The 22,328-nt window shown below is 35.6% G+C and carries 27 protein-coding genes; 16 read left to right on the top strand and 11 right to left on the bottom strand.

All coding sequences use genetic code 11. From position 1 onward, the window contains the following. Position 1 precedes the first annotated feature (1 nt). The 8 genes from alr to K6119_RS16815 form a co-directional block, all read right to left on the bottom strand. On the bottom strand, positions 2 to 1,153 hold the full coding sequence (gene alr, locus K6119_RS16850; RefSeq protein WP_221833552.1) for an alanine racemase: 1,152 nt from the start codon (positions 1,151 to 1,153) through the stop codon (positions 2 to 4). Next, a complete protein-coding gene (locus tag K6119_RS16845; protein WP_221833550.1) occupies positions 1,146 to 2,279 on the bottom strand; it encodes a M20 metallopeptidase family protein in 1,134 nt (377 codons plus the stop codon). The genes alr and K6119_RS16845 overlap by 8 nt, the downstream gene beginning before the upstream one ends. Before the next feature lie 2 nt (positions 2,280 to 2,281). After that, a complete protein-coding gene (locus tag K6119_RS16840; RefSeq protein WP_221833548.1) occupies positions 2,282 to 2,722 on the bottom strand; it encodes a GNAT family N-acetyltransferase in 441 nt (146 codons plus the stop codon). A 2-nt stretch (positions 2,723 to 2,724) separates the two neighbouring features. Beyond that, on the bottom strand, positions 2,725 to 3,081 hold the full coding sequence (locus tag K6119_RS16835; protein ID WP_221833546.1) for a hypothetical protein: 357 nt from the start codon (positions 3,079 to 3,081) through the stop codon (positions 2,725 to 2,727). A gap of 92 nt (positions 3,082 to 3,173) precedes the next feature. Beyond that, complete coding sequence (locus tag K6119_RS16830) at positions 3,174 to 3,668, bottom strand: MarR family winged helix-turn-helix transcriptional regulator (RefSeq protein ID WP_221833544.1); 495 nt, start codon at positions 3,666 to 3,668, stop codon at positions 3,174 to 3,176. A 23-nt stretch (positions 3,669 to 3,691) separates the two neighbouring features. Continuing rightward, entirely contained in the window at positions 3,692 to 4,327 is a 636-nt protein-coding gene (gene rsmG / locus K6119_RS16825; protein ID WP_221833542.1) for a 16S rRNA (guanine(527)-N(7))-methyltransferase RsmG, read from the bottom strand. Between the two features lie 72 nt (positions 4,328 to 4,399). Then, positions 4,400 to 5,014 carry an RNA polymerase sigma factor gene (locus K6119_RS16820; RefSeq protein ID WP_221833540.1) on the bottom strand — a complete coding sequence of 205 codons (615 nt, stop codon included), beginning with the start codon at positions 5,012 to 5,014 and terminating at the stop codon, positions 4,400 to 4,402. Further along, entirely contained in the window at positions 5,008 to 6,024 is a 1,017-nt protein-coding gene (locus tag K6119_RS16815) for a glycosyltransferase (protein ID WP_221833538.1), read from the bottom strand. The genes K6119_RS16820 and K6119_RS16815 overlap by 7 nt, the downstream gene beginning before the upstream one ends. A gap of 180 nt (positions 6,025 to 6,204) precedes the next feature. On the opposite strand from K6119_RS16815, the gene tgt reads away from it, so the two are divergent. Genes tgt through K6119_RS16795 form a run of 4 tightly spaced genes read left to right on the top strand, consistent with a single transcriptional unit; the run spans position 6,205 to position 9,801 of the window. After that, positions 6,205 to 7,335, top strand: coding sequence for a tRNA guanosine(34) transglycosylase Tgt (gene tgt, locus K6119_RS16810; protein ID WP_221833537.1), 1,131 nt, complete (start codon positions 6,205 to 6,207; stop codon positions 7,333 to 7,335). Continuing rightward, entirely contained in the window at positions 7,332 to 8,408 is a 1,077-nt protein-coding gene (locus K6119_RS16805) for an LptF/LptG family permease (RefSeq protein ID WP_221833536.1), read from the top strand. The genes tgt and K6119_RS16805 overlap by 4 nt, the downstream gene beginning before the upstream one ends. A 2-nt stretch (positions 8,409 to 8,410) precedes the next feature. Continuing rightward, complete coding sequence (locus tag K6119_RS16800) at positions 8,411 to 8,830, top strand: hotdog fold thioesterase (protein WP_221833535.1); 420 nt, start codon at positions 8,411 to 8,413, stop codon at positions 8,828 to 8,830. Next, entirely contained in the window at positions 8,830 to 9,801 is a 972-nt protein-coding gene (locus K6119_RS16795) for a chorismate-binding protein (RefSeq protein WP_221833534.1), read from the top strand. Before K6119_RS16800 ends, K6119_RS16795 begins: the two co-directional genes overlap by 1 nt. On the opposite strand, the gene K6119_RS16790 is transcribed toward K6119_RS16795, so the two are convergent. From K6119_RS16790 to K6119_RS16780, 3 genes are all read right to left on the bottom strand, one after another. Continuing rightward, positions 9,798 to 10,667 (bottom strand): OmpA family protein, encoded by an 870-nt coding sequence (locus tag K6119_RS16790; RefSeq protein WP_221833533.1) that lies wholly within the window; start codon positions 10,665 to 10,667, stop codon positions 9,798 to 9,800. The genes K6119_RS16795 and K6119_RS16790 overlap by 4 nt on opposite strands. A 73-nt stretch (positions 10,668 to 10,740) precedes the next feature. Beyond that, complete coding sequence (gene porQ, locus K6119_RS16785) at positions 10,741 to 11,805, bottom strand: type IX secretion system protein PorQ (protein ID WP_221833532.1); 1,065 nt, start codon at positions 11,803 to 11,805, stop codon at positions 10,741 to 10,743. A 33-nt stretch (positions 11,806 to 11,838) separates the two neighbouring features. Next, a complete protein-coding gene (locus tag K6119_RS16780; protein ID WP_221833531.1) occupies positions 11,839 to 12,372 on the bottom strand; it encodes a metallophosphoesterase family protein in 534 nt (177 codons plus the stop codon). Positions 12,373 to 12,405: 33 nt separating this feature from the next. Between K6119_RS16780 and truA the strand changes: the two genes are divergently transcribed. The 12 genes from truA (at position 12,406) to K6119_RS16720 (ending at position 22,328) form a co-directional block, all read left to right on the top strand. Continuing rightward, positions 12,406 to 13,146: a tRNA pseudouridine(38-40) synthase TruA gene (truA, locus tag K6119_RS16775; protein WP_221833530.1), complete on the top strand. Its 741-nt coding sequence runs from the start codon at positions 12,406 to 12,408 to the stop codon at positions 13,144 to 13,146. After that, positions 13,143 to 13,931: a hypothetical protein gene (locus K6119_RS16770; protein ID WP_221833529.1), complete on the top strand. Its 789-nt coding sequence runs from the start codon at positions 13,143 to 13,145 to the stop codon at positions 13,929 to 13,931. The genes truA and K6119_RS16770 overlap by 4 nt, the downstream gene beginning before the upstream one ends. A 95-nt stretch (positions 13,932 to 14,026) precedes the next feature. Continuing rightward, positions 14,027 to 14,623 carry a peptide deformylase gene (gene def, locus K6119_RS16765; RefSeq protein ID WP_221833528.1) on the top strand — a complete coding sequence of 199 codons (597 nt, stop codon included), beginning with the start codon at positions 14,027 to 14,029 and terminating at the stop codon, positions 14,621 to 14,623. Then, on the top strand, positions 14,624 to 15,205 hold the full coding sequence (locus tag K6119_RS16760) for a tetratricopeptide repeat protein (protein ID WP_221833527.1): 582 nt from the start codon (positions 14,624 to 14,626) through the stop codon (positions 15,203 to 15,205). After that, a complete protein-coding gene (locus tag K6119_RS16755) occupies positions 15,206 to 16,192 on the top strand; it encodes a polysaccharide deacetylase family protein (protein ID WP_221833526.1) in 987 nt (328 codons plus the stop codon). Positions 16,193 to 16,196: 4 nt separating this feature from the next. Further along, entirely contained in the window at positions 16,197 to 17,075 is an 879-nt protein-coding gene (locus tag K6119_RS16750; RefSeq protein ID WP_221833525.1) for a GNAT family N-acetyltransferase, read from the top strand. Further along, positions 17,072 to 17,779, top strand: coding sequence for an SDR family oxidoreductase (locus tag K6119_RS16745; protein WP_221833524.1), 708 nt, complete (start codon positions 17,072 to 17,074; stop codon positions 17,777 to 17,779). Before K6119_RS16750 ends, K6119_RS16745 begins: the two co-directional genes overlap by 4 nt. A gap of 3 nt (positions 17,780 to 17,782) precedes the next feature. Further along, positions 17,783 to 18,436: a uracil phosphoribosyltransferase gene (upp, locus tag K6119_RS16740; protein WP_221833523.1), complete on the top strand. Its 654-nt coding sequence runs from the start codon at positions 17,783 to 17,785 to the stop codon at positions 18,434 to 18,436. A 2-nt stretch (positions 18,437 to 18,438) separates the two neighbouring features. Next, entirely contained in the window at positions 18,439 to 18,930 is a 492-nt protein-coding gene (locus K6119_RS16735) for a hypothetical protein (protein ID WP_221833521.1), read from the top strand. Continuing rightward, the gene (locus K6119_RS16730) at positions 18,927 to 19,619 is read left to right on the top strand and encodes a YjjG family noncanonical pyrimidine nucleotidase (protein ID WP_221833519.1); all 693 of its coding nucleotides are present in this window, start codon (positions 18,927 to 18,929) and stop codon (positions 19,617 to 19,619) included. Before K6119_RS16735 ends, K6119_RS16730 begins: the two co-directional genes overlap by 4 nt. 125 nt (positions 19,620 to 19,744) lie before the next feature. Next, positions 19,745 to 21,106 (top strand): Na(+)-translocating NADH-quinone reductase subunit A, encoded by a 1,362-nt coding sequence (locus K6119_RS16725; protein WP_221833517.1) that lies wholly within the window; start codon positions 19,745 to 19,747, stop codon positions 21,104 to 21,106. 31 nt (positions 21,107 to 21,137) lie between these two features. Next, the gene (locus tag K6119_RS16720) at positions 21,138 to 22,328 is read left to right on the top strand and encodes an NADH:ubiquinone reductase (Na(+)-transporting) subunit B (RefSeq protein WP_237828045.1); all 1,191 of its coding nucleotides are present in this window, start codon (positions 21,138 to 21,140) and stop codon (positions 22,326 to 22,328) included.

The raw sequence follows: 22,328 nt of genomic DNA, 5'->3' as shown, positions 1-22,328 counted from the left end.
ACTATTTAGTAATAATTCTGGGAATGTCGTTTGGTAGTCTGGTTAATAATTCATAATTCAATTGATTACTAAAATCACTAAAGGATGCCACAGAAATGTTTGTTCCATTCTGCTCACCAATCATCACTACCTCATCCCCAATTTTCACTTCTTCTGCGTTGGTAACATCCACAATGCATAGATTCATGTTAACGATTCCCACTACATCCAACCTATGTCCGGCTATTATCACTTTTCCTTGGTTGCTAAGAGACCTTGCAAAACCATCTGAATAACCAACAGGGATAGTTGCTATTCGCATATCCGTCTCTGCCAATAGCGAGTTCCCATAACCGACATACTCACCCATTTTGACAATTTTTGTAGACATTACTTTTGACTTCCAGGACAAAACGGGAATTAGCGGATCCTCCATAACCTTATTCTTAACCATATAAGCCATTTTGACTTCCTTACTTGGCCACAATCCATATTGCAAAATCCCAATTCGCACAAGATCTTTTACTGTTTTTGGATAATTCAACATGGCAGCTGAACATGCCAAATGATTTTTGCCTGCCGTCACCTCTTGTTCCTGAAAAACCTTTTCAAGATTATCAAAACGCTTTATTTGTTTATTGATTCGATAGTAATTGGCGATATTCTCAGCTCCGGCCAAATGACTACACATACCTGAAATTTCAACACTGTCTTTATTGTTTCTAATAAATTCAAGTGTTTTAGTCAAGTCTTTACGATTAAACCCTGTTCTATTAAGTCCTGTTTCTACCTCAATGTGAACTTTGGCTTTTTTGCCTTGTTTTGCAGCTTGAAGAGCAATATTTGATAATCTGAGTTGATCAAAAACATAAACTTCAATATCATTTTCTACGGCCCATGACAATTGATCATTATCAATATTTCCCATTATCATGATCCGCGAAAAATCGAGTCCTGTATCTAAAATCTCTTTGGCTTCTGTTGCTGAAAAAACAGCAAATGACTTTACGCCGCATTCATGCGCGGTTGGAACAAAGTTTTTGATTCCATGACCGTAAGCGTTTCCCTTTACCACAGAGGTCAATTCACAATTGGCTCCAATTAGATTTCGAATAAATTCATAATTATTTTTAAGTGCCTTTTTATTGATCTCTATGTAGGAATTTTCAATCATCTAAAACAGATTCTATTATTTTGTAAAACATGTCACTTCCGGTATCTATCAATTCATCCGGGAAGTCATAATCAGGATTGTGTAATGCAGGAGTATCTTTACCGGCTCCTAAACCAAACATGGCTCCTTTTGCCAATTGAGTAAAAAAGCCAAAATCTTCTCCCCAGCTAAATTGCTCTTCCTTCTCTAAAACAGACAACCCCAAACTTTTGGCGGCATTTCTTATAGTTTCACATGCATTATCATGATTAACTATGGACGGAAACTCTTCAAACCATTCCAATGTTATTTTTACATTGAGCTTTGCTGCAATTTCATCCACTTTATTTTGATACCATCTTATTACTTTTTGAAGGTCATGATGCTGAGCCGTTCTGAAAGTCAAACCCAACAAACCTTCACCTGCAGAGGTACCATAAGATTCAGAACCTACTTCACAATAAACGGTGGTCCAAACCAATCTCATCAACCTGGCTTCTTCTGAATTCCCATATTCTTTAAAGGATTCTACAATCTGGTTCACCGCATATATTGGATTTATTCCATTCCAAGGTTCAGCTGCATGAGAAGTTTTTCCTTCAATAAAGGTTCGCACACTTATAACAGAAGGCGTGAATTCATTGTTTTTAATAACAATTTGATTCAATTCATAAGAAGGCACATTGTGTAAAGCAAAAACATAATCAAGAGGATATTCTTTGAGTGTTTTTGATTTTTTAATCATTTCTCTTGCCCCTACACCATTTTCCTCAGCTGCCTGAAAAAGCAAACTTACTTTTACAGACTTTTTATTCATTATTGGCTTAAGTAAATGTGCTAGACGAAGCACAATTGTCATATGACCATCATGTCCGCATTTATGTCCAACTCCGGCTTCAACGGATTTATACTCAAAATCATTTATTTCATTGATAGGTAAAGCATCCAACTCACATCTAATACCAATATGAATTCCCTTACCCTGACTCACCACTAATCCACATTCACCTACTTTCTCAATCTCCGCTTTAGGCCAAATTTCACCTATTTTAGCCTGAATAAATTGGGAAGTTTTGTATTCATTTTCAGATACTTCAGGATGCTGATGAAGATACCTTCTGATTGCTTTAAAATCTTTTTCTGCCATACTTATCTTTTGAGTCGCATCTCAAGATAAGGATTGGTAAAACCAAGTTTTTCATACAAAAACCTGGCTGGATTTTCTTTTTCAACGTGCAATGCAACATCTCCTTTACAGAGCTTAATTGCATGTTCCATTAACTGCTTACCAAGACCTTTTCCGCGGTGCTTTTTATGGACAGCAATATACACCAATATATTTTCAGGAATGTATCCACTCATACCTGTTTCGTTAATAACCGTACATGCAACTATGTCTTCACCTTCATGTCCTACCATCACAAAACCTTTACCTTCTGATTGATCATTCACGGCATAATCAAGACAGCGCATAATGTCTTCATGTTGATCACCATATTGATCTAGATGTTCAAAAAGGAAATCTGCAATTTTTTGATTTGTAAAAATGGGGTGAAGTCCTGAACTATGACTCACAAATGAAAATTGCATAATTAGTATGTTATAAGTTCAGCGCTAAGTTTTTTAGAATCTATAATATCCTGGCATTTAGCAGAATTTTCTTTGGAAACTACCAGGTAAAAACTACCGTTGTGTTTTCTAGCCTCTAAACCAAATAAGATCCACTTGGCGATTAAGTCTGAAATATTGGCTTTAACGATTTTATTTTCTATAGAAAATATATCTCGTTTGTCCTCATACAAGGCTACCACGTCAGGCGTAAATGTTTTACGGGTACCGTTAAAAGTTAATGCGTTGGGCTTTTTGGAATTACCAGAACCTGAACGGATTTCTTTAGCCCCTTTTTTCTTTAAATTGGAAATAATGTTAGTTAGTATGTCTTTATTCATTTTATACAAATTTGTTTTCTGTAGAAACAAAGTTAAGAAAAATCAAAAAATGGCCTATTAAGGCTTTCTTACAAAATGTTAAAATCTATTGATCAATTGTCATTTTCAGACGGATCCTGTATCATAATAACAGGTGAAGCATCTAATTGTTCAGTACCCATAAATTCAATCAGCAAGTCAATTGCGTCTTGAATTTCCTTGAGTTTACCTTTTGGTAATTCCTTCAATTTAAGTGTTAATTTGCTGTGCAATAAAGGTGGAACCTTATCTACAACTGAAGATCCCAATGCGGTTAAAGCTACAACGGACATTCTTTTGTCTGCTCCTTTAGGCATTTTTGCAACGTAACCTTTTTTTTCAAGTCGCCCGATAATCCCTGTTATTGTGGATGCATTGAGATTCATGTAGTTTCTCAAATCTTTGGCAGTAGCTTTAAACTCTTCTTGATTCTTTAAATACTTCAAACACAATAACTGGGGAATACTTACCCCGTATTGCTTTTGAATCATTTTACTTTCCAGATGTATAGAACGAATGATTTTTCTTAATCCAACCAGAATATCGGTATGGTCATTTATTTTCTGCACGAAATAAAATTAGAAAAAAGAATTTAATCTGAAACTTGGACGTATACAACCTTTTTAGTGTCAAAAAATTCTTCTTCAAAGTAATCAGATAAATCTATCACCTCTTTGTATCTTTTAATAGGTTTCAACTCTTCTTTTAAATCTCCTCCTTTTAAATAAAAGATTCCGTTTGGATATCCATTCTGACCTTCTTTCTTAATCTTATTTTGTACCCAAGGAATAAATTTTGGCATTTGAGTAACCGCGCGACTCACTACAAAGTCAAATTTTTGTTTTAATTGTTCGGCTCTAACTTGAGCTGCAAAAACATTATCCAACCCTAGCTCTTCCTTCACTTCATTTACCACTTTGATTTTTTTACCAATAGAATCTACCAGATAAAAATCACACTCAGGAAACATAATTGCTAATGGAATCCCAGGAAAACCACCACCGGTTCCAACATCCAAAATCTCAGATCCATCCTGGAAATTTATAATCTTGGCTATTCCCAAAGAATGCAAAACATGTCTTTCGTAAAAATTATCAAAGTCTTTTCTACTTACAACATTAATTTGCTCATTCCAATCTTTATAAACATCATAAAGCAAAGCAAATTGCTTTTTTTGAATTGGACTTAAATTGGGAAAGTACTTATAGATAATATCTACTGTAACCATAGGTAACAAAAATAACTTGCGATTGTACGCGAGCAAAGGTATCAATAAATCAAATGATATAAACTGTAAGAATTAGATGATGTCCTTTGTATTCTTCATCATATCAGCCAAAAATGCTCTTGCTCTAAACAATTGTGCTTTAACTGTTCCTAAAGGCAAGTTCATCTCTTCAGCTATTTCTTCGTAAGACAACTCTTGAAAATATCTTTTCTCAATCAAATCACGGTAACGCGGTTTCAACTTCTTAACTATCTCTCTCATCACCTCCACCTTTTGAGTATGAATGGTTTCCTCAGCAGGATTTTTCTCTCCACTTTTCACATCAATTCCCATGCTTTCACCTTCATCATTGGTATAGGCAGAATCCATAGAAGTGACCTTAATTCGTTTTTTACGGATGTGATCAATTGCATTATTAGAGGCAATCTTAAATAACCAGGTAGAAAAAGCAAATGAAGGGGAATATTGATGAAGTCTATTAAATGCTTTACCAAAAGCCTCAATTGTTAAATCTTCGGCGTCATCTTCAGTTCGCACCATTTTAAGCATCATAAAGTAAATTGACTCTCTGTACATTTCCATCAAATCAGCATAAGCCAATTGATCACCATTTAAGGCTTTTTGTACCAGGGCCAAATCACGCTTCCCTTTGTCTGATAAGTTATTTCCGTTTGAGTCTGTCACCATTTATCCGGTCGTCTATCGGTTGAATAATAAATGAATGGTATAATGATAAAGTGTCCTATTTCAAAAATCGGGAACAGCCAACTTAAGTCTTTTTGCCCCAACTTTCTAAATAACAGACCACTTATAATCCAATAGGTTATTAACCTCAACGCAAATAGCGACAAAACAAATAACCACCACTCGTAATTAATTAGTAAAAGAACTAAAGAAACAAACATCAAAATCATGGAGAAAGGGAATATTCCTAAAAACACTTTGTTAATAAACCTGTATTTTGATGCAGTCGTATAATGTCTTTGCTTTTGCGCTACCCAGTCTTTCCAGCTGGTTTTAGGATGTGAATAAACCCAACTTTTCTTATCAATTTCAATGGCCGTATTTTTTCGTTTAGCCGCATCCTGCATAAATAAATCATCATCTCCTGATTGGACGTGATAATGGCTTTTAAACCCATCTACTTCTCTCCATTTTTCAACTTTATAACTCATATTTCTGCCGACAGCCATATAAGGTCTCCTGTTTTTGGCAAAACCTAAATAAGTAGCAGCAATTTGAGTAGTATCAAATCGAATAAATTTATTGAGTAATCCTTTTTTTCTTTCGTACGGACCGTAACCTATTACAATATCTTTTTCCTCAGTGTAATTAGACATCATCAACTTTATCCATTGATCCGTCGCAGGAAAACAATCGGCATCCGTCAACAGCACATGCTCGTACTTTGCACCTTTTATCCCTACAGTTAAAGGAATTTTTTTACCAAACTTCCTATGCTGATTGCGCTCCATTTCAATATATCTGAGCTGAGGAAATTCTTTACTGTAAGCATTTATTATATGCTTTGAATCATCAACTGTTTGATCAATTACGACAATCACCTCAAACTTTGGATAATCTTGATTCAGGATTTTTGGAAGATTCTTATATAAATTTTCTTCTTCATTTCGTGAGCAAATAATAATACTTACACCAGGATGATTAACCGGTTTTTCTGCAGGCTTATGTATCAACAAACGCAGATTATACACGATCAAGTAGACCAGTTGTACAAGAACGGACAAGCAGAAAATCAGGAATATAATTCCGATTGTATCAAACTTTATTTCAGGAAAGTAGTTCATTTAACCTTTTCGCTAATTTCAGAAGTATTCATAAGCACTATATTTGTCCACTCGATTTTTATCAACAAAATGGATTTTATTCTATCACATAAAGACACACATACTAAAGCCCGAACCGGAGTAATAACAACGGATCACGGCGAAATTAAAACTCCGATTTTTATGCCTGTAGGAACAGCTGGAACTGTTAAAGCTGTTCATCAACATGAATTGAAAGAAGATATTAAAGCACAAATAATCCTTGGAAACACCTATCATCTGTATTTACGTCCCGGGCTTGAAGTAATAGAAGCGGCAGGTGGTTTACATAAATTTAACGGCTGGGACAAACCTATTTTAACTGACTCTGGAGGTTATCAGGTTTATTCATTATCTAACACTAATAAGATTGAAGAAGAAGGAGTAAACTTTAGATCACACATTGATGGAAGCATGCACTTTTTCTCTCCAGAAAAAGCCATTGACATTCAAAGAGTAATTGGTGCAGATATCATTATGGCATTTGATGAATGCACACCTTTTCCGTGCGAATACAATTATGCAAAAGAATCAATGCGCATGACCCACCGCTGGCTGGATCGTTGTATAAAAAGAATGAATGAAACCGAAGGGTTATACGGATACAACCAGACATTATTCCCAATTGTACAAGGAAGTACCTATAAAGATTTAAGAATTGAAAGTGCTGAAACAATTGCTGCAGCCGGGGCAGAAGGAAATGCCATAGGTGGATTATCAGTTGGTGAACCGGACGAAGATCTTTATGCAATGACTGAGCTGGTGTGTAGCATATTACCGGAAGACAAACCAAGATACTTAATGGGTGTTGGAACCCCGGTTAATATATTAGAATGTATCGCTTTAGGTGTTGATATGTTTGATTGTGTGATGCCAACAAGAAATGCCCGTCATGGAATGTTGTTTACCAAAAATGGGATCATCAACATTAAAAATGCTAAATGGAAAAAAGATTTTTCTCCACTCGACCCGGACGGAACTTCTTATGTAGACAGCTTCTACTCAAAAGCCTATGTACGCCATCTTTTCCATTCCAAGGAAGCCTTGGGAATGCAAATAGCAAGTATTCACAATTTAGCTTTTTACTTATGGTTAGTTGATGAGGCACGCAATCAAATTGAAAATGGTACGTTTAGAGCGTGGAAAGATGAAATGGTTCCGAAATTAGGAAGCAAGTTGTGATAATAACAAAACTGGATAAATACATTATTGGAAAGTTTCTTGGAACTTTCATTTTCATTATGATCTTACTGATGTCAATCAGTATGGTTTTTGATTTATCTGAAAAGTTAAACGACTTTATCGCAGCCGGAGCTCCTTGGAACGAAATAATTTTTACCTACTACTCCAACTTTTTTATTTTTTACGGTTTTCAGTTTATATATCTGATCAACTTCATTTCAGTCATTTGGTTCACTTCAAAAATGACAAACAACTCTGAAATTGTACCCATTTTAAGTGCAGGGATTAGCTTCAATAGGTTTTTAAGACCCTACTTTATATCCTCGGCAATTTTGGTAGTTTTCACCATCTTGATGACCAATTTTGTTTTACCCGGATCCAATGAAAAACGCTTGCGTTTTGAAACAATGTACTACAGAGACTTTAGCGCCCGCCTCAATGTTCGCTCTCAAGTAACTAAAGATCAAATTCTCTATTTTGGCTTGTACAATGCAACTACTGAAGAAATTAGAAACTTTAGGTTAGATAAATTCAATGGAGACTCTTTAGAATACACCATGAAATCACCTTTGGCATTTGGTGACAGTTTAACCAACGACTGGCATTTTGACAAATTTGAATTGAGGAGGTTTAGCAATTTTCATGACGACATTTCATATGGATTCAACGTTGATACTGTTTTAGAATTCAGTATTGGAGATGTAGTATTTAAATCAAATGTGATAGAATCAATGAATTATACTGAATTAGAAGAATTCATTGAAAGAGAACAAGCCAAGGGTTCTGAAAAAGTACCTTATTATTTGATAGAAAAGTACAAGCGTTGGTCCAATCCATTTGCCATATTTATTCTTACCTTAATAGGCGTATCTGTATCAAGCAGAAAACCACGGGGAGGATTAGGAGTAAATATTGCTATTGGCTTTGCATTTGCCGTAGCATATATATTCAGCATGCAATTGACAACAGTAGCTGCAATAAAAGTAGGATTCACTCCTTTTTTAGCCGTTTGGATCCCCAATATTCTGTTTGGTATTGCAGCAATAATAATGTACCGAATAGCACCTAAATAAAAATGATAGATCCAAATTTACCCTTAGACAAGGTTAATGCAGCAAGCAAAAACACCATGATGGAATGGCTTGGGATGCGAATTACTGAACTAGGCAGTGATTATATTATCGCAACAATGCCTGTAAACAATAGAACTCACCAACCGGCAGGTCTTTTGCACGGAGGTGCATCAGCTGCACTTATTGAATCATTAGGATCATTTGGTTCCTATTTAATCGTTGACAAAAGTAAATATGGTGTAGTTGGCCTTGAAATAAATGCCAATCATTTAAGAGCAAAAAGAGATGGCATAGTTACCGGTTATGCTAAGATCATTCATTGCGGCAGAAAAACACACGTCTGGCAATGTGATATAAAGGATGAAGAAGACAAATTAATTTGTACCGGAAGGTTAACCGTAATGGTTACTCCTTTGGCATAATGAGCTATACCTATTTTGCATATCGACTGCCTCACGAAAGTGATATTCACTTCTTAAAAGGAACCATCACTAAAAGATCGTCTATTGTTGATGTATTAGGAAGGGGAATTGTGATTAGTGATTTCAGAAGTGAAAACATCTATCAAATTGAAAACATTGAACCTTGCAGTGAGAAAGAATTTGAATTTTACTTTAAAGATCCTCATGATAAAACATTAACTTTTGAAAACTATGAAATAGGTTTTAATAAATTGCTGGCAGAGCTTAAATCTGGAAGGTTTGACAAGGTGGTTTACAGCAAAACAAAAGTAGTAGACACAAAAATTGATATTATAGAAACATATAAATCAATTTGCAAAGCTTATCTCAACACTTTCAATTACATTTTATCTTCTGAGGAAACAGGGGTTTGGATGGGCGCTAGTCCTGAACTACTTTGTGAAATAGAAGACAATAACATCAAAGCAGTTTCACTAGCCGGAACAAAAAAAGCAGAAGAAAAGTGGACAAATAAAGAAATTCAGGAACAGCTTTATGTTACCAGATATATTGAAGATAAGTTCAGAGAAATGCACTGCAGAAACATCAATATTGAAGGACCGAAAAATATTTCAGCAGGCCCAATTGAACATTTAAAATCTGAGATTTCTGCAGAAATGATGTCAAGAGAATCCTGGCGTAAAATGATTGAATCCTTACATCCTACTCCTGCAATTTGCGGAATTCCAACCAAAAAAAGTATGGAATTAATTCAAGAAGTAGAAGCTTACAAGAGATTTCTGTATACGGGATACATTGGGGTGTTTACAGATGAGTTCAAAAAATGTTTTGTAAATCTCAGATGCATGCAACTGCACAAAAACCAAGCAACTTTATATGTTGGAGGCGGCATGACTAAGGATAGTGATATTAACCGTGAGTGGGATGAAACAGAAAGAAAAGCTAGTACGTTGGAAAGATTTATCTCCTAAATAAATTCAAAATCTACTCTTCTATTCAAACTTTTACCGTAAGCAGTGGCATTAGATGTTCTAGGATCACTTTCACCTCTGAATTCTATTACAACTCTATCAGGTTTTAAGCCTGCAGCTACTAAATATGCTTTTACAGTATCTGCTCTTCTTTGCGAGAGGTCAACATTATATTCATCTGTTCCGTTTGAATCAGTGTGGCCAATAATTTTAATACGTAAATCTGAATGTGATTTCACAATTTTCACCATTTGATCTAAATAGGAATGGAACTCCGGTTTTAAACTGTCTTTGTCATGATCAAACAATACCGGCAACATTTCAAAGTTGCGCATTTCCGCATCTCTTACATAATAAGCCTTCCATCCTCTTTTTAAATCACCAATAAAATTATCAAACCAGGAATGATACAGGGTATTAGTATCAGTTTTGCTTATTTCATATCTGGAACGATACAGAATAAACCTTCCTCTTTGTCTGCAATCAGTGGATTCATAAGTCCCTTCTAGATAACCATTCTGCGCATTATACTTCAACTCCCCTTTGTTAAGACACCAAACATAAAAACTGGATTCTTCTTTCTTTTCTACTACGTACTCCTCAAACTTTAGCGTTGAATCACTGGTTGCTGTACCTTTTAATTTTTTGAATGCATAGTACTCCTTGTAAGGAATCTCATATCTAGAAAAACCGGTAAAATCACCAGATTTATAATCAATATTAAACTCCATCCAGGTGGCAGTTCCCTGCTTGTTTGATTGCATTTGAGTGGCTGACAAACCTTGCCAAACACCTTCTAAACTATGTCTTTGACTAAAAGATACAGTTGTTAAAAACAAGATAGTATGTAATAATAGATATCTCACAGAAACTTAATAATCAAGTATTGTACCGAAAATCAACGATACATTTTACCTGTTTTGGCATCATTAAGTTACATCAATTATCTGTGGATTGGACTTTCTTCTTGGACTTTTTCCACTCATTAATATTAGTGGTAATACCAAAAGAATTAGATACTCCGGCCACTGAGTAAAATGAAAGGCCATAGTTAAAAGCAAACTTCTTGAGTCTAATTCCAAATCCGGTACTAAACCCTCCAATTCCACGTCTGTTTTCCACTCCTAGCCCATTTCTTCTACCAAAGTTAAATCCTAATCTAAAATAGAAACGTTCACTTTTGGGTACAATCTCTAATCCAAAATTGGTGTGATAAGCTACCTTTTGAGCAAAGCTGGCTTTAGGAACCGGAATAGTATCACCGGTCAATTGATCAATTGTTGGTTGTAAAGTAGGATCATTATAAGTAAGATCCCAATTAGTCAAATCAGTACCAACCAAACTCAACCTAAAAGGTGCGTGATGAAATTTATATGAAACCCCAGCCAATACCTGAATTGGCAATGGTTCGTGATTTTTTGTGGTATATCCTTTAAACTGATAACCTACATTTTTGGCTACCAAAGAAACTGTCAAATTCGCCTCTGGATGATAAAATGTTGAAGAAATATCTGCCGCCATACCAAAAGAGGTATAAGTCTCCATATGAGAAAAAATAAAATTCATATTCGCCCCAATTGAAAAGTACTTATTCAAATCTCTTCCATAACCCACTCCTAAAGCATAATCACCAGCAGTAAACGTTCCTTGATTTATCCCCAGTTCATCCATTCTATCAAAACTTCCGTATGCCACATATCTCAAGTGCCCCACAAAAGTCCCCACCTTTTCAAAGGTTCTTCCATAAGCAAACTGACCATAATTTATTCCGGATGGATAAAAAAAGTGATTCAAAGAAAGATGATTATGCATATCATCTGAAATCACAGAAGGATTTGCAACTGCCAAATCAATATCACCATCTTTTACACCAATAAAATCTCCACCTAAAGCCATTGCCCTGGCATTAAAATCCAGATCTAAAAACTGATAACTATACAAACCGCCTTGTTGACCAAAAGCAACAGATGAAATCAGCATTATGAAGAAGGTTATTTTTTTCATGGCTCCTACAATAACGGAAATGTATATCGTTTATTATTTAAAAAATTCGTCGGGTATAATTTCATCTCCTTTCACCCTTGGCCCCAACTCTATCGCTTCCATATTTTTAAGATCTCTGCCGTGGACCTCAAATCTTAAAATTGTTTTCACTTTATGAAATCCTTTGTACCCGCAAGCACCCGGATTTATCCACATTGCATTGATTTTTTTGTCAAACTGAACTAATAAAATATGCGAATGTCCACACACAAATACATCTGGCTTGTTTCTAATAAATTCTGCATAAGCATCCTTACTATAAACGTATGGCTTTCCTCCAATGTGGGTAATTATAACATGCATTTTCTCACATAAAAACCTTCTTGTTTTGGGCCAGGCCGCTCTTACCTCATGTCCATCAATATTACCATAAACCCCTTTAACCGGCTTAAATGCTTCTAACTTCTCAATCACCTCCATACTACCTACATCTCCGGCATGCCAAATTTCATCCACATCCTTGAAATATTCAAAGATGCGAGGATCTAAAAATCCATGAGTATCTGATAATAATCCAATTTTGCGCATTTATCGAAGTGTAAGTTTTAATTTTGCAGCAAGATGAACCGCATTTTTATAAAGCTTGCATACAAAGGAACGAATTTTTTTGGTTGGCAAATTCAACCAAATCATCCTTCTGTACAAAGTGAAATAGAAAGTGTTTTAGGCAAACTGAACGGCGGTAAAGAAGTTAAAATAACGGGGTGTGGCAGAACAGACACCGGTGTTCACTCTTCTGAATACTACGCGCATTGTGACTTGCCTTTTGAAATGGAGAAAGATCAATTGATCTATAAATTGAACAGCATGCTTCCAATGGATATTGTTATTCAAGACATTTTAGAGGTTGAAGCAGAAGCACATGCAAGGTTTGATGCTACTAACAGAACTTATCACTATTTCATCCATCAATCTAAAGATCCATTTATTGATGAAATATCCTGGTACAGAAAACCAGATTTAGATATTGAAAGCATGAACAAAGCATGTTTGATGCTTGTCCAGCACAAAGATTTTGAGTGTTTTTCAAAAGTAAAAACGGATGTTACCAATTTCCTTTGCGATATAAAAAATGCTATTTGGATTAAATCTGAAAAAGGGTACATCTTTTCAATTACAGCTAATCGTTTTTTGAGAAATATGGTTCGGGCAATAGTAGGAACCATGATTGAAATTGGCGAAGGTAGAATGAGTTTGGAAGAGTTTCAAATTGTATTGGATTCAAGAAACAGATCAGAAGCTGGTCAATCTGTTCCGGCTAAAGGCTTATTTTTAGCTAAAATTGAATACCCATACTTATGAAATATTTGACCTTAGTCATTATAACTATTCTTTTTCTATCCTCTTGCGGTAACAATTCAGAACAAAAAGAAAATTTGACCGGATGGGAATATGAAATTGATCATGAAATAGAAAGATTCCAGAGCCAATACGAAAGAGAAATGGAGTATGGAAAGGGTGAAGTAAAAATGCCTCTTGACATATGGATTGATTACAGGAAGGAAATTAAACCCGGATTAAGAGAATATCTTGATACCATTGGAGATAGTGTGATAATTGTTCAATTTATGGATCACGGAGAATGGACGGATTATGGTAGAAAATATACAACCAATGATATCTTAAAGGAACAGTGGGAATTCAAAGACGGAACTGTTTTTGGGTATTACGAGTATTTTGATACCAGTGGCAAATTAATTGAAGAACGTTCCTATTATATGGATGGTGACGAACCAATTTTGGAAGAATACCTGATCTACAGAGAGAGTGGCTATGTCAATGATGAAGAAAGTGCTTATATCTATGCAGACATTTTAACAAATCAAGAAGAAAAATACATCAGCCTTTTATTCAGTGGTAAACTTGAAAACTCTTCTTCAGTTTCAGTGGTGGCAGAATTTGCAGAAAGCAGATATTTAAGACATAAAGACAGTGTCTCTCAAACCTCACCCAACGTAATAATCGACATACCGGCCAATTTAAAATGGGAATGGGTTCATTTAAGCTGTGAGGCTTGTTATTCTTATGAACAGAATAACGAAACAATTGACGTTTGCAGAGAATTTCATAAGAGGCTATATAACTAGACTATTATAGCTAATCAATATAAAAATCAATACTTTCAGGTTTAATTCGTCTTTAATTGTATCAATTCAATTAATTTTGCATTAATTATTAAGAGATGATTTTACCAATAGTTGCATACGGATCTCCAATTCTAAAAAGAGAAGGAGATGAAATAGAGGAAGATTTTGAAGATTTGAATGATCTAATTGACAGCATGTTTGAAACCATGTATGCTGCAAATGGCGTGGGCTTGGCAGCTCCTCAAATAGATAAGTCATTGCGAATTTTTGTAGTTGACGCTTCTCCTTTTGCTGAAATTGAAGAAGGTGAAGAACCAGACCCAATGGCTGAAGGTTTAGAAGATTTCAAAAAAGTATTCATCAATCCAATCATAGAGGAAGAAGAAGGTGAAGAATGGCCTTTTGCTGAAGGATGCTTGAGTATTCCTAACATCAGAGAAGAAGTAATGAGAAAACCTAAAATCAAAATTTCTTATTATGATGAAAATTGGGAATTCCATGAAGAAGAATACGAAGGTTATGCAGCCAGAATTATTCAACATGAGTACGATCATGTTGACGGTGTACTTTTTACTGATCGCTTAAGCCCTCTTAAAAAGAGACTTCTTAAAAAGAAACTTACCAATATCGCTAAAGGTGATGTTGAAGTAGCTTATAAAATGAAATTCCCTAACAAAAAAGGAAAAAGATAAATGAGAACCTTAAAATTTTTACCGCTTGTTATTTTGATAATTGCTTCGTCTTGCGGCAGTAATGAAGATGATACCGTTTATGACGAAAAGATGTTGGACCCTGTTGTAAAAGTAGATTACGAAACCTACAAACAGGAAATGGCAGATTTAGACAGTAAGTTAATGGTGAATCCAGAAGACGAAGTATTGATGGAAGAAGCCATGACAAAATTTCAAGATTATGCAGGTTTTTTTCCTGAAGATTCACTATCACCAACATATCTGAAAAAAGCTTCAGATCTTTCTCACAGAACCGGACGACCTGAAAAGGCTATTAAAATTTTGGATCGTATCATTAATGAATATCCTGGATACTTTGACATGATGAATGTAAAGTATACGCGTTGCACTTATTTGGATTGGGATTTAAGAGACACAGCTCGTGCTAAACAAGCTTGGACTGAATTTAAAAATGAATATCCGGGTACAAATTTTGCCCTTGATGCAGCATATCGCATTAAGTATATTCAATACGACATTAACGAATATACCGACATGATGGCCAATGGAAAAATTGAGCCTATCGAGCCGGAAGTGCAATAAATGCAGATTTTTCTTACCTATGATTACGAACTGTTTTTCGGCAATCCAACCGGAACAGTAGATAAATGTATCATAGAGCCAACTAATAAAATAAGAGAAATAGCTTCTCGTACAGGAGCAAAAATGGTATTCTTCATTGATACCGGATACCTTAAAAAACTAATCGAATTCAAAGATCAGTTCCCTAATGTTGCTTCAGAATATCAAAAGGTAGCCCAACAAATTAAGGATCTGGTAAATGAAGGACATGATTGCCAATTACACATTCACCCACATTGGGAAGATTGTGTTCATGATGGCAAAGAATGGATCATGAATACTGACAGGTATAAACTTAGCGATTTCAGTGATGAAGATATTGAGCGTATTGTACTAGAATATCAAGCAATTCTCGCCAATCATACCGGTAAATCAGTAACAACCTATCGCGCCGGCGGATGGTGTCTACAGCCATTTTCAAAAATTGAAAAAAGCTTTTTAAAAGCCGGAATCAAATTAGATTCAACTGTTTTCAGAGGAGGTAAAAATACTGCCGGAAATTATTATTACGATTTTACAAATATCCCAAACAAAAGCACCTGGAAATTTTCAAATGATCTGACAAAGGAAGATGAAAATGGTCCATTTTCTGAATTTCCTATTTCCAATTATAATTACTCCCCTTTGTTTTTTTGGAGATTATTTATCCTAGGTAGACTAAATGCCAGGAATCATAAACCAATTGGAGATGGATATCCCATGCCTTCACCCGGTATGAGAAAAAAAATGCTGTCTAAAGGAATGAATTTAAGTGCCTCAGTAGATGGATATTTTGTAACTAAACTCAACAAAGTTTTGAAACAAAATCAAACCAAAGGCTTTACTGAAATGGTGGTAATTGGTCATCCAAAAGCGGCCACATTGTATTCATTGAAAAAGTTGGAGCGATTTATTGATCAAAACAAGAATAAACATCAATTTATTACGTTCGCGGACTTAAACCTGTAATAAAATGCAGTTTTTCCAAAGAGAAAATATTGACACAAATAAATGGGATCAGCGAATTGCAGATGATGACATTGAGAATATTTTCTGTTATTCATGGTATTTGGACAATACCGCTAAAAATTGGGGTGCATTAATAGAAGGTGATTACAATACCATTGTGCCCATTCCTTATACTACACTGCTTGGAGTTAAACAGATGTATCAACCGTCTTTCACAAGAGAAATAGACATTTTTGGTAATTCATTTAATTGGACTGAAGTACTGGAATATCTTGCCAAAGATTTTAAGGCAATTCACTTTAGAACACAACACAGTCTGCAAATTGACGGGCTATCTGAAAGAAAACATCAATTTATTGAATTAAAAGATACGGGCTTAAAATATAGCACCAACGCCAAACGTCTTATCAAAAAAGCAGATCAAATTTTCAATTATAAAAAGGATACTGATCCAAATCAACTGATTGAACTATTTAAAGCAACTGCTTTTCAAAAAATTGAAACACTTAAAGCCAAGGACCTGATATCTTTAGAACAACTAATGAAAGTAGCCATCAACAATAATAAAGGAGATTTAATCGCTTGCTATGAGCAGGACACCTTTGTAGGAGCTGGTTTCTTTTTTAAAGATAAGGGAAGGATAACTTATCTAAAAGGCGTTGCATCAGAAGAAGCTAAGAAAAATGGCGCTATGTTTGGCCTAATTAATTTCGCTATTGAGCAATACAAAGAGGATTATAATATCTTTGATTTTGGAGGATCAGAAATAGAAGGAGTTGCCAATTTTTATAAAAAATTTGGCGCTACAGACAGGACTTATTACAATTGTGAAATTGACAATCTTCCGGTTTGGTACAAAACCTTGAAAAAAATTAAAGGATGAAGAAAACCATACTATTAATAGGAAGTTCAGGCGGATTAGGCACTGCCTTAACCAAACATTTTGGGATGCAAGAATACAACCTTGCTCTTCATTATTTAGATAATCCTCCTTCAGAAATTCCTGCCAACGCAAAAACCTATAAAGCTGACATCAAAAAAGAAGATGAAATTGAAAATATGATACAGCAAGTGGTGAAGGATTTTGGAAGTATTGATATCCTGATAAACAATGCAGGCATCAGTAAAAGTGAAATTAGCTGGAAAACTTCAGCTGAAAACTGGAATGATACTATTGCTGTAAATTTAACAGGCCCCTTCTTAGCTACTAAACATGCTTTGCCATATATGCGAGACAAGCAATTTGGCCGCATTATTTTTATGTCGTCAATAGTCGCGCAAACAGGATTTGTGGGAGCTGCTGCATACGGAGCATCAAAAGCAGGCTTAATAGGATTAACAAAATCGTTGGCCAAAGAAATTTCAAATAAAAATATTACCGTCAATTCAATTGCCCTTGGTTATTTCAATGCAGGAATGATCAATGATGTACCTGATGAAATGCAGGAAGAATTGATTGATAAAATCCCGGTAAGTAAACTGGGAGACCCTAGTGAATTAGCTGCATTAATGGATTACATTATTTCAGACAAAGCAACTTATCTTACTGGTCAAACATTAAATTTAAACGGCGGACTTTACTCTTAAAATATGGTACATATCTTAAGCAAAGAAAATTCAGTTTTACAGCACTTTTTGGCTGAGATTAGAGATGTGAATGTGCAGATGGACGCTATGCGTTTCAGAAAAAACATGGAGCGTATAAGCGAAGTCATGGCTTATGAAATGAGTAAAAGTCTGCATTACAAAGTAGATGAAGTCACAACTCCATTAGGAAAAAAAGAGGTTCACCGAATTGATGAACCAATCGTAGTTGCCTCTATACTGAGAGCGGGATTAACTATGCACAATGGAGTTTTGAATTATTTTGATCATGCAGAAAATGCATTTATATCTGCTTATAGAGAAGAAAATGAAGAGGGTGGACAAGACATAAAAGTTCATGTTGAATATTTAGCTTCGCCGGATCTAACATGTAAAACATTGGTTATTGTTGACCCAATGTTAGCTACAGGAACTTCTTTGCTTTTGACATTAGATGCCATTAGAAAAAACGGAAATCCAAAAAAAATTCACGTAATGTGTGCTATAGCGAGTCAACCTGCAGTTGATAAATTACAAGCCGAATTGCCTGATAATGCAGAAATATGGCTAGCGGACGTTGATGAAAAATTAAATAGCAAAGCTTATATCGTTCCCGGTCTTGGAGATGCAGGAGATTTAGCCTTTGGGGTAAAATTATAATGATGAATTGGGGACTTTTATTTACCGGTTTTGGCTTAGGCACTTTTAAGTTCCTTTTTGCGCAATGGCTTACCTATACTCCATTTCATGAATACATCAACGAAAATGTTGAAATTGGTGTTTTGCAAATTTTTATCTCTGTTACTATTGGCGCATGGTTTTCAATGACCATATTCTACTTTTTGAGTGAATTATTGATGATCAGAGCTCATAAAAAACGCAAAAAAGCCAGACAAGACGCCATTGACAAAGGTATTCCTTTTAAAGAGAAGAAGAAATTCACCAAGATGAACAAGTTTATTGTGTGGGTGAAGCGAAAAATTGGAATTTACGGAGTTACCTTTTTGGCCCCTTTGTTCTTATCTATTCCAATTGGATCTATTGTTTGCGCAAAGTTTTACGGTAAAAAAAGAAGGACTTTTCCTCTGATGATGATTTTCACAGCTTCCTATAGCGCCTTGATCTGTCTTTGGATATATTCTACCATTGCATGACAAACATCAAGCACATATTCTTTGACCTGGACCACACATTGTGGGACTTTGAAAAAAACTCATCTGAGACTTTGAGTGAGTTGTTTGATGAATTTGGATTGGCAGATAAAATTGATAACAAAGAAAAGTTTTTAGCTACCTATCAATCGGTAAATGGTATTTATTGGAAGAAATACAGAAACGGAAAAATTGACAAGGACACCGTGCGTTTTGGTAGATTTAGAGATACGCTGGATCGCTTCAATGTTAAAGACCCGGATGTAATTGGCAGGCAAATAGGAGACGAATATGTGAGAAGAGGACCTCATAAAACAAACCTCTTTCCACATACTCACGAAACCTTATCTTACTTAAAAGAAAAGTACCCTTTACACATCATTACCAACGGTTTTAAAGAAGTTCAATTCATTAAACTGAGCGGTAGCAATCTTTCTCAATATTTCGATATAATCCTGTGCTCAGAGGAAGTTGGTAAACAAAAACCTCACCGTTTGGTCTTTGAAAAAGCTCTTGAAATGGCAAAAGTTGACCCATTTGATGCATTGATGATTGGAGACAATTATGAAGCTGATATACTAGGAGCGAAAAAAGTAGGAATGCAAACTATTTTCTTTGACCCTAAGAATGAAGGAAAACATAAGCACTCAAAGGTGATTAACAGCTTGTTAGAGCTAAAATCGCTGTTGTAGGAATTACATAATCACTATCTTCTTATTTAGAATCATTCTAAACTACATCAGATTGGTCGAAAATGAGTTTGCCAATAATTCCAGATAATTAAATTTGTCGCTTAATCTAAATTCCAAAAGTCGATATGTCAAAGACTATCAAATTAAGGAAGGGCTTGGATATCAAACTAGTAGGGGAAGCTGACAAAGTTAAAGCAACTGTTGAAAGAAGCGACTCTTTTGCTATCAAGCCGCCCGATTTTCACGGACTAGTTCCGAAGATGTTGGTTAAGGTTGGAGATAAGGTTAAGGCCGGAACTCCAATTTTCGAGGACAAATACAACCCTGATGTAAACTTTGTATCGCCTGTTGCAGGAGAGATAGAAGACGTTGTTAGAGGTGCTAAAAGAAGAATTTTAGAAATTCGTATCAAGGCGGATGCTGAAAATTCTTTTGAAGACCTTGGAGCTGTTGATACAGCTAACATGTCTGGAGAAGAAGTTAAAGCGTACATGCTTAAAAACGGTTTATGGCCTTTTATCAAGATGCGTCCATTGGATGTTATTGCCAGACCGGAAGATAAGCCAAAAGCAATTTTTATCTCAGGATTTGATTCTTCACCACTTGCACCTGATTATGATTTCATTTTGCATGGGGAGAATGAGTTGTTCCAAAGAGGTTTGTATGCTTTATCAAAGTTAACAGACGGAAAAATTCACTTGACTTTAAGAGGAGGCTCTGTTGCTGATGACACGTTCACAAAAGCACAGGGTGTTCAAATCAATAAAATTAGTGGTAAACATCCAATTGGAAACGTAGGTACTCAAATTCACCATATTGATCCTGTCAATAAAGGTGAGGTTGTTTGGACAGTCAATGCACAAGACGTGGCCCTTATTGGTCGTGTTATGTCATCTGGACAATTCGACGCTTCTAAAGTGATTGCTATTACCGGATCTGAAGTAAAGAACCCTAAATACATCAAAACTACTATCGGTACTAAGATTGACAATATCATTGCTGACAATATCAAAGAAGGCAATGTGCGTTACATCTCAGGAAATGTTTTAACCGGTGACAAAGTTGACGCAGATGGGTACTTAGGTTTCTATCATTCACAAATCACAGTTATTCCTGAAGGAGATGAGCCTAAATTCATGATCACCCAAGGTTGGATGAGTCCTGGATTTAACAAATTCTCAATCAATAGATCTTATTTCTCATGGTTGACTCCAAACAAAAAACGTGTTTTGGATACTAACTTAAATGGAGAAATCAGAGCATTTGTTGTGACAGGAGAAATGGAAAAAGTATTTCCATTTGATATTTATCCAATGCAGTTGATCAAATCAGTTATGTACAATGACATTGATTTGATGGAAAATTTAGGAATCTACGAAGTAGCTCCTGAAGACTTTGCATTGTGTGAATTTGTGTGTACATCAAAAATTAACATTCAAAGTGTCATTCGTGATGGATTAGATGTAATCCAGGAAGAATGCATGTAATGATATTTTCATCTAACTAAAACCTAAAAAATTGAAGTCGATAGAAAAATTAATGCGTAAGATGGAGCCCGACCATGATGGTAAATGGGCAAAATTCCATCCGGTATGGGACGGTTTCTATACTTTCCTATTTACGCCTGGAGAAACGACAGTTAAAGGAGCTCACATCAGAGATGGTATTGACCTAAAAAGAACTATGTTCATGGTGGTTACTGCCTTGATTCCTTGCTTGTTGTTTGGTATCTACAACACTGGTCACTGGCACTATGTGGCAAACGGAGAATCAACTGAATTCATGCACATGTTTGGAGACAAACTTGTTTATGGATTATTGAAAGTATTACCGCTTGTTATTGTTGCATATGCAGTAGGATTAGGTGTTGAGTTTATGTTCTGTATCAAAAATCAACACGCTATTCAGGAAGGATACCTGGTAACGGGGATGTTGATTCCTTTAATTGTTCCTGCTGACATTCCACTTTGGATGTTAACTATTGCAATCATTTTTGCAGTCGTACTAGGTAAAGAGGTCTTTGGTGGTACAGGAATGAACATTGTCAACATTGCCTTAACTGCTAGAGCATTCTTATTCTTTGGATATCCTACAATGATGTCTGGAGATAGAGTTTGGATGTCTGGTGCTCCTGATGGATTTTCAGGACCAACACAATTGGGTGAATTAGCATCTTTTACCGGAGCTAAAGCTGACTGGGCTTTTGGTTCAATAGATGGATTTATGCAATCACACTCTACCCTTGATGCATTCATTGGAATGATTCCTGGATCAGTTGGAGAAACTTCTACAGTTGCTATTTTATTAGGAGCTGCATTGTTACTTTATACCGGAATTGCTTCATGGAGAATCATGTTGTCATTTATTGCTGGTGGATTTGTTGTTGGATTATTAGCAAATCAATTTGCTGTTAACGAATACATGATGTTGCCTCCTGTACATCACCTAGTTATTGGTGGATTTGCATTTGGAGCAGTATTTATGATTACGGATCCTGTCACCGCCTCCCAAACTAATACCGGAAAATTTATTTACGGATTTTTAGGAGGTGCGCTTTCGATTACGATTAGAGTTTTCAACGGAGCTTACCCAGAAGGGGTAATGATGGCGATCTTATTCATGAACGTAATGGCTCCATTGATTGATCACTACGTAGTTGGTGCCAATATCAAGAGAAGACAAAAAAGACTTAAAACTAAAGCTGCATAA

It is taken from the genome of Paracrocinitomix mangrovi (genome assembly GCF_019740355.2).
In the GTDB taxonomy this organism is placed as follows: Bacteria; Bacteroidota; Bacteroidia; order Flavobacteriales_D; family Crocinitomicaceae; genus Paracrocinitomix; species Paracrocinitomix mangrovi.
The sequence above is the reverse complement of the archived record's forward strand: the minus strand, read 5'-3'. Positions and strand labels throughout refer to the sequence as shown.

What these genes read in the sequence shown, in the direction of transcription:
- alr (WP_221833552.1), bottom strand. Translation starts at nt 1,153, where the DNA reads ATGATTGAAAATTCCTACATAGAGATCAATAAAAAGGCACTTAAAAAT.
- K6119_RS16845 (WP_221833550.1), bottom strand. Translation starts at nt 2,279, where the DNA reads ATGGCAGAAAAAGATTTTAAAGCAATCAGAAGGTATCTTCATCAGCAT.
- K6119_RS16840 (WP_221833548.1), bottom strand. Translation starts at nt 2,722, where the DNA reads ATGCAATTTTCATTTGTGAGTCATAGTTCAGGACTTCACCCCATTTTT.
- K6119_RS16835 (WP_221833546.1), bottom strand. Translation starts at nt 3,081, where the DNA reads ATGAATAAAGACATACTAACTAACATTATTTCCAATTTAAAGAAAAAA.
- rsmG (WP_221833542.1), bottom strand. Translation starts at nt 4,327, where the DNA reads ATGGTTACAGTAGATATTATCTATAAGTACTTTCCCAATTTAAGTCCA.
- K6119_RS16820 (WP_221833540.1), bottom strand. Translation starts at nt 5,014, where the DNA reads ATGGTGACAGACTCAAACGGAAATAACTTATCAGACAAAGGGAAGCGT.
- tgt (WP_221833537.1), top strand. Translation starts at nt 6,205, where the DNA reads ATGGATTTTATTCTATCACATAAAGACACACATACTAAAGCCCGAACC.
- K6119_RS16800 (WP_221833535.1), top strand. Translation starts at nt 8,411, where the DNA reads ATGATAGATCCAAATTTACCCTTAGACAAGGTTAATGCAGCAAGCAAA.
- K6119_RS16795 (WP_221833534.1), top strand. Translation starts at nt 8,830, where the DNA reads ATGAGCTATACCTATTTTGCATATCGACTGCCTCACGAAAGTGATATT.
- porQ (WP_221833532.1), bottom strand. Translation starts at nt 11,805, where the DNA reads ATGAAAAAAATAACCTTCTTCATAATGCTGATTTCATCTGTTGCTTTT.
- K6119_RS16780 (WP_221833531.1), bottom strand. Translation starts at nt 12,372, where the DNA reads ATGCGCAAAATTGGATTATTATCAGATACTCATGGATTTTTAGATCCT.
- truA (WP_221833530.1), top strand. Translation starts at nt 12,406, where the DNA reads ATGAACCGCATTTTTATAAAGCTTGCATACAAAGGAACGAATTTTTTT.
- K6119_RS16770 (WP_221833529.1), top strand. Translation starts at nt 13,143, where the DNA reads ATGAAATATTTGACCTTAGTCATTATAACTATTCTTTTTCTATCCTCT.
- def (WP_221833528.1), top strand. Translation starts at nt 14,027, where the DNA reads ATGATTTTACCAATAGTTGCATACGGATCTCCAATTCTAAAAAGAGAA.
- K6119_RS16760 (WP_221833527.1), top strand. Translation starts at nt 14,624, where the DNA reads ATGAGAACCTTAAAATTTTTACCGCTTGTTATTTTGATAATTGCTTCG.
- K6119_RS16755 (WP_221833526.1), top strand. Translation starts at nt 15,206, where the DNA reads ATGCAGATTTTTCTTACCTATGATTACGAACTGTTTTTCGGCAATCCA.
- K6119_RS16750 (WP_221833525.1), top strand. Translation starts at nt 16,197, where the DNA reads ATGCAGTTTTTCCAAAGAGAAAATATTGACACAAATAAATGGGATCAG.
- K6119_RS16745 (WP_221833524.1), top strand. Translation starts at nt 17,072, where the DNA reads ATGAAGAAAACCATACTATTAATAGGAAGTTCAGGCGGATTAGGCACT.
- upp (WP_221833523.1), top strand. Translation starts at nt 17,783, where the DNA reads ATGGTACATATCTTAAGCAAAGAAAATTCAGTTTTACAGCACTTTTTG.
- K6119_RS16735 (WP_221833521.1), top strand. Translation starts at nt 18,439, where the DNA reads ATGAATTGGGGACTTTTATTTACCGGTTTTGGCTTAGGCACTTTTAAG.
- K6119_RS16730 (WP_221833519.1), top strand. Translation starts at nt 18,927, where the DNA reads ATGACAAACATCAAGCACATATTCTTTGACCTGGACCACACATTGTGG.
- K6119_RS16725 (WP_221833517.1), top strand. Translation starts at nt 19,745, where the DNA reads ATGTCAAAGACTATCAAATTAAGGAAGGGCTTGGATATCAAACTAGTA.